This is a genomic window from Vibrio nigripulchritudo ATCC 27043, from assembly GCF_000222685.1.
GTDB classification, from domain to species: Bacteria; Pseudomonadota; Gammaproteobacteria; order Enterobacterales; family Vibrionaceae; genus Vibrio; species Vibrio nigripulchritudo.
This window is the reverse complement of the sequence record NZ_AFWJ01000100.1, coordinates 1-7,459: the sequence shown is the minus strand read 5'-3', so window position 1 is coordinate 7,459 and position 7,459 is coordinate 1. Positions and strand designations below refer to the sequence as shown.

Below are 7,459 nucleotides of genomic sequence, written 5' to 3'. Positions count from 1 at the left end.
CTCCTATTGCAATTCTACAAGAGCACGGTGAGTTTTCAGGTGAAGGTTTCTCAATAATGACCATTTTGTGTTCTTTAATTGAGTTTCTTGAGTCAACTTATCAAGGAAAAAGCTATAAGTTTTTACAAAATGGTGAGCGGCTTGGTGCGCATGAATACTCTTCAAGTAAAGCAGTATTTATCTCGTTTTTAACAAGTAAATCCCCATTTTCTGAACAGTTTAATGAAGAGCTCGCTACTGAGTTTTATAAAAGCATTCGCTGTGGTTTACTTCATGAAGCAACGACAAAAAACGACTGGAGAATATGGGCTAAATCTAGTGACGAGCGCATTATATGCAATGACAAAAAGCTAGTATTTAGAGACAACTTTGAGGCGGGCATTAGAAAGTACATAGATGACTATTGCGCTGAACTGATACAAAACCAAGAGCTGCAACAAGCATTTATACGCAAGTGGTGTAGCTTGTAAACATAACAAAGCATTTAAGAGTGATTCTCAACGCTTGGCATTTTTCATTCCATCGTTGGGTTCAGTGTTTACGGTGGTCAGGTTAGGTTTCGTGGTAGCGTTGTTCACATATATGGTCTCCCCCAATTTTGCAAGTCAGTAGTCCGATTCAAAGCGCAGGTTAACTACCATATATACGGCCCGTTTTAGCGGCTATTGCCTTGGCCAAGATGAGGCAGTCGAACACGAAGTCCTAATCACCTTATCGGTTTTAATAACCAACGTGAGCAGAAGGTTTTCAACGTGTAGGATTTATCCTGTTATTCATCTCACTACGTACTTTGCAAAAGGTTATGGTGTTGTCTTTTAGGCTGGTTGATACTCTTCATTTCTGCGGATGACAGCCCATGCACCCGCATCAGTTTATTGGCTAACGCGACGGCAGCGCGGTTAGGACCTTGCCGTTTTTCAAGCTCCAGTGCCACAAGCTCAGTTTGTCTGATTTATACTTTGCCCTTCTTAATGCCGCTCTGGCACCGTGAACAAGCAACGACCGAATATAGGTATTGCCTTGTTTGGTTATTCCCAATAGCACAACTGTACATCCTGCTGTTCAATGGATTTATGAGGGACGGGGTGGTCTCTTTGATAAAGAGCGAGTTCCGCAATCGCTTCAGCATCGTTATAGTCATTTTTCTGTTTCCGCCGTTGACTTTTAACATGCTGAGGCGGGTAGAGAAGAACGCGATGCCCAAAGTTTGAAAACGCCCGAGCCCAGTAGTGAGCAGAAGAGCACGCTTCCATGGCAATGGTGGAATGTTCTAAATTTGCGATGTGGTTAAGTAACTTAGCTATGTAGATTTTTTTACGCCCAATGTTTTTTCCTTTATGATTGATTTCAAAGAGAAAGAAAACGTTTTTGGCTAAGTCGATACCGATGATTTTGTGATGTTCCATGGTCAGCTCCTTCATCATTTTGATGTCTTCACTTCAAACACGGTTTAGCACGAATTGAAGTGGTAGGGGGAGACCATCTCATCACCTTAACAGGGCATTATATTTATTAAGAGGGAATATGGAAAAATACTTCGATGGAAGCTCTTTCACAATGATGGAAAGTGCAGATGAACGATCTAACGTAATCAACGAGTTTGAGAAAAATACTTGCTCCGCTGTAATTGGAAATACATATAATCAATACCCGAAATGGTGGGATAAAACTAGCCAAGTGTTTAACTCCTGCATTGGTCTAGCTCGTAAAAATGGTCAAGCTACTCTTGCTATGCTGTGTAGAGAAAACGCAGATTTTAGGAAGTACCACCATCTATTTCTTTCAAACCCAGTATCGATGAAAAGCTTTGGTATATGGGCTATGTATCAATCTTTGCAAAACGCTGAATTAAAGTTAATTGAGCAATGTAAGACACCTAGAACTGAGATGTCACTGACAGGTAAGTTGACTGCTAACATAGACCATTGTGCATCTATGGTTCAGGAAAAGTATGAAAAACACCTTTGCCTTGATGGAACACATATCAATTTAGGTGAGGTTGAGCTACAAGTTCAGAATCGAGAAAAGATTACTGGCGCAGATTTTGCGTTATTACTTGAGTGGAAATGCGATAATAATGAACTAATTATTTGTCCAATATACTTTCAGGCTAAAAGAGTGACTACAGTAGATGCTGATATATCCCAGCATAATGAAAGTGTTGGCTATCAATTTCATGCATTGCAAAGTAAACAGCTAAATTCAGCTTATATCTTCTATAATTGCAGCACGCAAGAAACAAACGCTACTCCGAGAGTCCCGGCAGTTAAAAATATTAAAGATATCGTAGTAGATGGTGACCCTAAGAAGACAAGTGCTGTAGACAATGTATTGTCTTTATCGACTTTTCTTTTGGATGTAATAGTAAATACGTCAGAGTATATTACTTTCAACGACCGAGCATCTGCTCTTGGAGCAATCCTTAGCAACATTCAAGAAAATGAACTAGCTAGTGTATTCTCTTTGTCGGTCGACGAAGATGCGAAGTTAAAATACCAAGAAGTATATGACCAATACCTTATGTATAAAAAGGGGCTAGAAGAATCCAGAAATGATGATTCTGGAAGTTCATTTACACCATAAATATAACAAAGCATTTTAGACGGATTCCCAACGCTCGGCATTTTCGGTTTGCTTCAACTTAAGTGTTTACGGCACAATGCTTTAAGTATAGTGGTCTGCGTTGCTCACCACTCAATGCGGCGTTAGTTGCCTTAATAGAACGAGGAAAATTTTGAGAGTAACGATAAACCCAGAGTGGAGCTTTATGGAAGCCCTTGAAGCTGCGAGAGCAGAATATAGAGGATGGGGCAGAGAAGGTACGGGATACAGAAACAATGTGATGATAATGTGGGGCGGCATTGTCGGTAAATCTCGCGCTCTCGGTGACTTAGAAAACTTAATTCGTGATGCTGGCTCAAGAAAACTACTCAGTGATGAGATCCAGTTAAGCGAGTATTCCCTAAAGCTGCTGGAGAAACGTTTTAAGTCATTGCCTGACAGATTTGAAAGTACTAACGCTAATGAAAATTATAAGTTTATCGAAGGTGAGAAGTGTCAGTTTGAGGAAGACACAACTCATGAATTCAAGGAAATTAAGGGCAACAATCCAACAAAAAGCATCCAAAATGTTGTAGACGAGTACATCATTGCATTCTTAAATAGCTCAGGTGGCAGTATCTTTTGGGGAATTTGTGATGACACAACAGTAAAAAGTATCTCATTGTGTGCAGCACAAAAAGATGAGATACGAAAGGCGATAAATAGCAAACTCAGAACGCTTGAACCACAAATAGATCCAACTCAAATAGGTGTTGTTTTTCATAATGTTGCTAGCAGCGATGAAGGGTATGTTATTGAAGTTACTGTGCCCAAATCAAACTCTGACGGGCTCTTTTTTAATTCATCTGGAAACACTTGGGTACGCCTAAATGGATGTAAGCAAAAGCTGCAAGGTTTAGCGCTTCAAGATTATATAATTAAGCGTGTGAAAAATGGCAACTAACAAACGACTATGGCGTCAATAGCTAATTCTTAGCTATATTTTCATCCCACATGACGCCATCTCTTAGCATTGAGTTTAAGATGACAACCATCTTACGAACACAGGCGATGATAGTGACTTTCTTCGGTTTTCCTGATTGAACGAGGCGCGTATAAGTCGCTTTGAAAATAGGGTTACACTGCATAGCAGACATCATCGCCATATACAGAACGGTTCGAACTTGCGCTCTTCCTCCTTGAATCACCCGCTTGCCTTTGTAACGCCCACTTTCTCGAGTAATGGGTGCAACACCAATGAGGGAAGCGGTTTGTTTATTGGTGATGTAACCCAGTTCGGGAACGTTGCTGATGATTGATGCAGATGCGATATTTCCAATGCCAGGAACACTTTGCAGGATGTCGTTTTTGGTCTGATAGTCAGGAGATGATTCGATGAGTTTAACCAGCTTATCCTCAATGTTTGAAATCTGTTTTTTCATGGCGGTTAACATTGGCTTGATGGTCGAATGGAGAGATTTTGGCAATACCTGAATTCGGTTCTTTTCCATTGTTTGCATAGAGAGTAGCTGATTGCGACGTATGACTAAGTCACTCATTAAACTTATGTTTTCTGCTTTTATGATGGAGATGTCGGGCTTGATTGCTTCTGCGTAATGAGCGATAAGCTCAGCATCTAATCGGTCGTTTTTAGCTCTTCGTCCAATGGCTCCTGCAAAGCGTTTAATGTGAATAGGGTTGGCACGAACAATCGGTAATTTAGCTTCTGCACACGTCAGGACGAAGGGCATTTCTAGGCGTCCGGTTGCTTCAATGACGATACGTTCAGGTGAGTGTTTCTTTATAATTTTGATGGCGTCTTTGATGCCTTTGTCGTTGTTTGAGACAGTGAAAAAGAGATTAAGTGGTCGTACAAAAATATCGAGTTGCGCCTTGCCAGTATCAACGCCGATATTAATGCTTTGAAGTGTGTTGGTATTCATAATAAGCTAACTCTTGCTTGCGAAATGCGGGTTCGAGACCCAGTCGACTATTCGAGGTTTGTGCTTAGAGTCCTATGGGGTGTTCATGTTTGTTATCGGTCTCTCGACAGAGGAGCCTAGCTTCAATCGAACTACCCCATAGAAAGCTTTAGTTGCAGCTAAAGCCTGGGTCTCACATTACCCGAATTCAGGAAAGATTATCCATACAAGCGTTTAAGACGGATTCGCAACGCTTGGCATATTCGGTTTGATTTAGCTTTAGTGTCTACGGCAGAATGATTTTGGCTAGGTGGTGGCGTCGCTCACCCCTTAGATCGGCGTTACACAATTTTCGGAGTTTAGAATTGGAAATTATTTATAAAGAATTAACTAAATGTGATATCGATTTACATAGAGAATTTATTTACATTGCTTTATGGGACTCGCCTGACGAACCTAGACGTTCCAGAGATGTATTGGATCATCCCAAGGTGAAAGAGTACTACATAGATTGGGGCGAAAAGGATGATGTTGGAATAATTGCTTATATTGAGGGAGTAACAGCTGGATTTATTCAGTTAAGAGTTAAAGACTCAATTACTAAGCAATACTCAGAGTATCCAGAGTTAGCTATTTCTGTTTTACCTCAATATCAAGGGATGGGGATAGGGGTGTTAATGTATAACGAACTGCTTTCGCGTGTTAAACACTTGTACCCAGGTATTCGGCTAGGCGTCAATCCTAAAAATGAAGTGGCAATTAAGTTTTATAAAAAACTCAATTTTGATTTCTATGCTCACCCCGAAGGCTCTTATCCTCAAATGGTTGTAGAGTTTAATAAAATGTAAACTTCAAGTGATGGGTTCTGGAATACCGCTCGACATTTTGTATGTTGCACCACATATTTAACCGCCACAATGTGCGCCGCCACACATAAGCATAGATGGAATGTTATTTTAATTTAATCAGTAGGTTAGAGTGATTTTCTGGTTTATTGAGAATGACCTTTTCGTTGGAATTAATGGCTGGGATGATAAAGTGATTGTTCGCTAAGTCGATACCGCCAAAACAAGAACGATTAGACATGGTGCCTCCAGTGTTAATTGATACCACCTCTGGGTGGCAGATTCTAGGAAAGGGGAATCCATGTCGTTTGTTAGGTCAATCATTAAATTATGAGTATTAATATGAAAATAGATTTTTGGGGAAAAATTTATATAGGAATAATGTCGATATATTTTATTTTCTCCGGATTTAATGCGCTTTGGGATATTGATAGCAAGCTGGAAAGAATAGGTTTAAGTGCAGTTGATTCTGATGGGGAGATTGCATTTATCTTAATCTATTGCAGTCTAATGATTGGAATAGGTGTAAGTATCGCCCTATTGTATTATTTCAGTAACACATGGGTTCACTCCGCTTTAGTAGCAACAGTGATTATAACTTCGTTCATTGTGTTTCGGTTGGTTGGTTCATATTTAACCGGTACTTTTAGTAGTACTCAAATTACTTTTTTGTTGACTGAAATGATAGAAGTCTCAATTGGTTTGTTTCTTTTATACAAGTCAAATAGGTTCTGTAAATAGTTTACCTTACAAACAATTCAAACAGACCAAAAACGCGTGGCATTTTTAGTTTTCGCTGGGTTTGCTTAAGGTGCTTTGCAGAAGCGGCATTTGTACGTTTTTGGCAGTTTAATTGGGCACTAAATCATAAGGAAGAAACAATGGGTCGTTTATTTTTAGTTATGTGTTTATTAATTCCGTGCTTGTCATATGCAGACAATTTTACTGTATTGGTTGGCTACGAATGTAATCAAGTGTCCAATGAAGTATCGGTGACATATCGCGGAGCGTATAATGAGGCAGGTGATTTACTGAGAGAAAACAAGACCTCGACCCAATGGACTCCATGGTCACTTATAGAATCGATGGAAAATGACGATAGGATCGGTACGTTAAAGACAATAGAGGCTTCTTGTTCTCTTTCTGGAAAAAACTATCAAATTCTCATAGGTCCTATTCCAGGAAATATGAATATTCAAGGTAGATGTGGTGCAGTAATGACTGCATGGGCAGAGATACGGGAAGGAAATACTGTTCTCGTTCCTAGGCGTGAATTTGAATCGGATTGTCATGACTATGACACACCAGTTACAACTGACATAATTTTAGATGCCAAAACTGGCAGAATTGAGTTTAAGACTATTAGTAAGAATGATTTTTACATGTAAAACTAGGTCGGATTTAACAGACAATTTAGGAGTGACTCTCAACGCTTAGCGATTTCACTTCGAGTTGGCTTTGGTGTTTACGGAGTAAGGTTTTAGTATGGTGCGATAGCGTTGCCGCACCTTGGTTGGGCGTTACCAGCTAGAAGTAAAAGGTACTGTCTATGGAATTAAACTATCGTTCAGCTAAATCTGAAGACTTGGAAAGCCTTGTCGCTTTACTTTCAAATGATCCGCTTGGCAGTCAGAGAGAAGACGCTTCTAACCCGCTAAATAGCGCATATCTTGAAGCGTTCGAAGCAATTAGGCGAGATCCAAACAACGAATTGCTGGTTGTTGAATTTGAACATGCTCTAGTTGGAATGCTTCAAGTTACATTTATTCCTTATCTTACACATATAGGTAGCTGGCGATGCCTTATTGAAGGTGTGAGGATCCATAGCGATTATCGGGGGCAAGGGCTAGGTGAACAAATGTTTGCGCATGCTATCGAACTGGCAAAAAGCAAAGGTTGTACGATCGTTCAATTAACAAGTGACAAGCAGCGTCCTGATGCAATCAGGTTTTATGAGAAGCTAGGATTCAAAGCAACGCATGAAGGGTTCAAGCTCGTGCTGTAGGCTGCCTGTTAACGGTTTACTCCAATACAATGGCAATTCAAATTTGATCGGTAAGTTCACATAACAAACGCCAACCTTTAACAGGTTGGCGTTTTCTATTCTGTTGAACATAGATAAAACAAGTGTTGATTTCATCAATGCATTCC

At 40.0% G+C, this 7,459-nt stretch carries 9 protein-coding genes and 1 pseudogene; 7 read left to right on the top strand and 3 right to left on the bottom strand.

What is annotated here, in order from left to right:
• Nucleotides 1-470 (top strand): hypothetical protein (locus RH89_RS29890; RefSeq protein WP_004401502.1); only part of this gene is annotated, 470 nt, incomplete at its 5' end.
• Between the two features lie 345 nt (nt 471-815).
• On the opposite strand, the pseudogene RH89_RS29190 reads toward RH89_RS29890, so the two are convergent.
• A pseudogene (locus RH89_RS29190) lies at nt 816-1,406 on the bottom strand (IS110 family transposase).
• Nucleotides 1,407-1,524: 118 nt separating this feature from the next.
• Between RH89_RS29190 and RH89_RS09820 the strand changes: the two are divergent.
• Together RH89_RS09820 and RH89_RS09815 are read left to right on the top strand one after the other, a co-directional pair.
• Nucleotides 1,525-2,583 (top strand): hypothetical protein, encoded by a 1,059-nt coding sequence (locus RH89_RS09820; RefSeq protein ID WP_004401500.1) that lies wholly within the window; start codon nt 1,525-1,527, stop codon nt 2,581-2,583.
• Between the two features lie 184 nt (nt 2,584-2,767).
• Nucleotides 2,768-3,505, top strand: a complete 738-nt coding sequence (locus tag RH89_RS09815) for an ATP-binding protein (RefSeq protein ID WP_004401499.1) — start codon at nt 2,768-2,770, stop codon at nt 3,503-3,505.
• Nucleotides 3,506-3,527: 22 nt separating this feature from the next.
• Here the strand turns inward: RH89_RS09815 and RH89_RS30155 are convergent, their stop codons facing one another.
• Nucleotides 3,528-4,484, bottom strand: coding sequence for an IS110 family RNA-guided transposase (locus RH89_RS30155; RefSeq protein ID WP_004401498.1), 957 nt, complete (start codon nt 4,482-4,484; stop codon nt 3,528-3,530).
• 344 nt (nt 4,485-4,828) lie between these two features.
• On the opposite strand from RH89_RS30155, the gene RH89_RS09805 reads away from it, so the two are divergent.
• Nucleotides 4,829-5,311, top strand: a complete 483-nt coding sequence (locus tag RH89_RS09805) for a GNAT family N-acetyltransferase (protein WP_004401497.1) — start codon at nt 4,829-4,831, stop codon at nt 5,309-5,311.
• Nucleotides 5,312-5,414: 103 nt separating this feature from the next.
• On the opposite strand, the gene RH89_RS30510 is transcribed toward RH89_RS09805, so the two are convergent.
• The gene (locus RH89_RS30510; protein WP_004401496.1) at nt 5,415-5,549 is read right to left on the bottom strand and encodes a hypothetical protein; all 135 of its coding nucleotides are present in this window, start codon (nt 5,547-5,549) and stop codon (nt 5,415-5,417) included.
• 101 nt (nt 5,550-5,650) lie between these two features.
• Here RH89_RS30510 and RH89_RS09795 point away from each other — a divergent pair, with 101 nt between their 5' ends.
• The 3 genes from RH89_RS09795 to RH89_RS09785 all read left to right on the top strand — a co-directional run bounded on the left by RH89_RS09795 (nt 5,651) and on the right by RH89_RS09785 (nt 7,313).
• Nucleotides 5,651-6,049 carry a hypothetical protein gene (locus RH89_RS09795; RefSeq protein ID WP_004401495.1) on the top strand — a complete coding sequence of 133 codons (399 nt, stop codon included), beginning with the start codon at nt 5,651-5,653 and terminating at the stop codon, nt 6,047-6,049.
• 140 nt (nt 6,050-6,189) lie between these two features.
• Nucleotides 6,190-6,696, top strand: coding sequence for a hypothetical protein (locus RH89_RS09790; RefSeq protein WP_004401494.1), 507 nt, complete (start codon nt 6,190-6,192; stop codon nt 6,694-6,696).
• Nucleotides 6,697-6,857: 161 nt separating this feature from the next.
• Nucleotides 6,858-7,313, top strand: a complete 456-nt coding sequence (locus RH89_RS09785) for a GNAT family N-acetyltransferase (protein ID WP_004401493.1) — start codon at nt 6,858-6,860, stop codon at nt 7,311-7,313.
• The last annotated feature ends 146 nt before the right edge of the window (nt 7,314-7,459 follow it).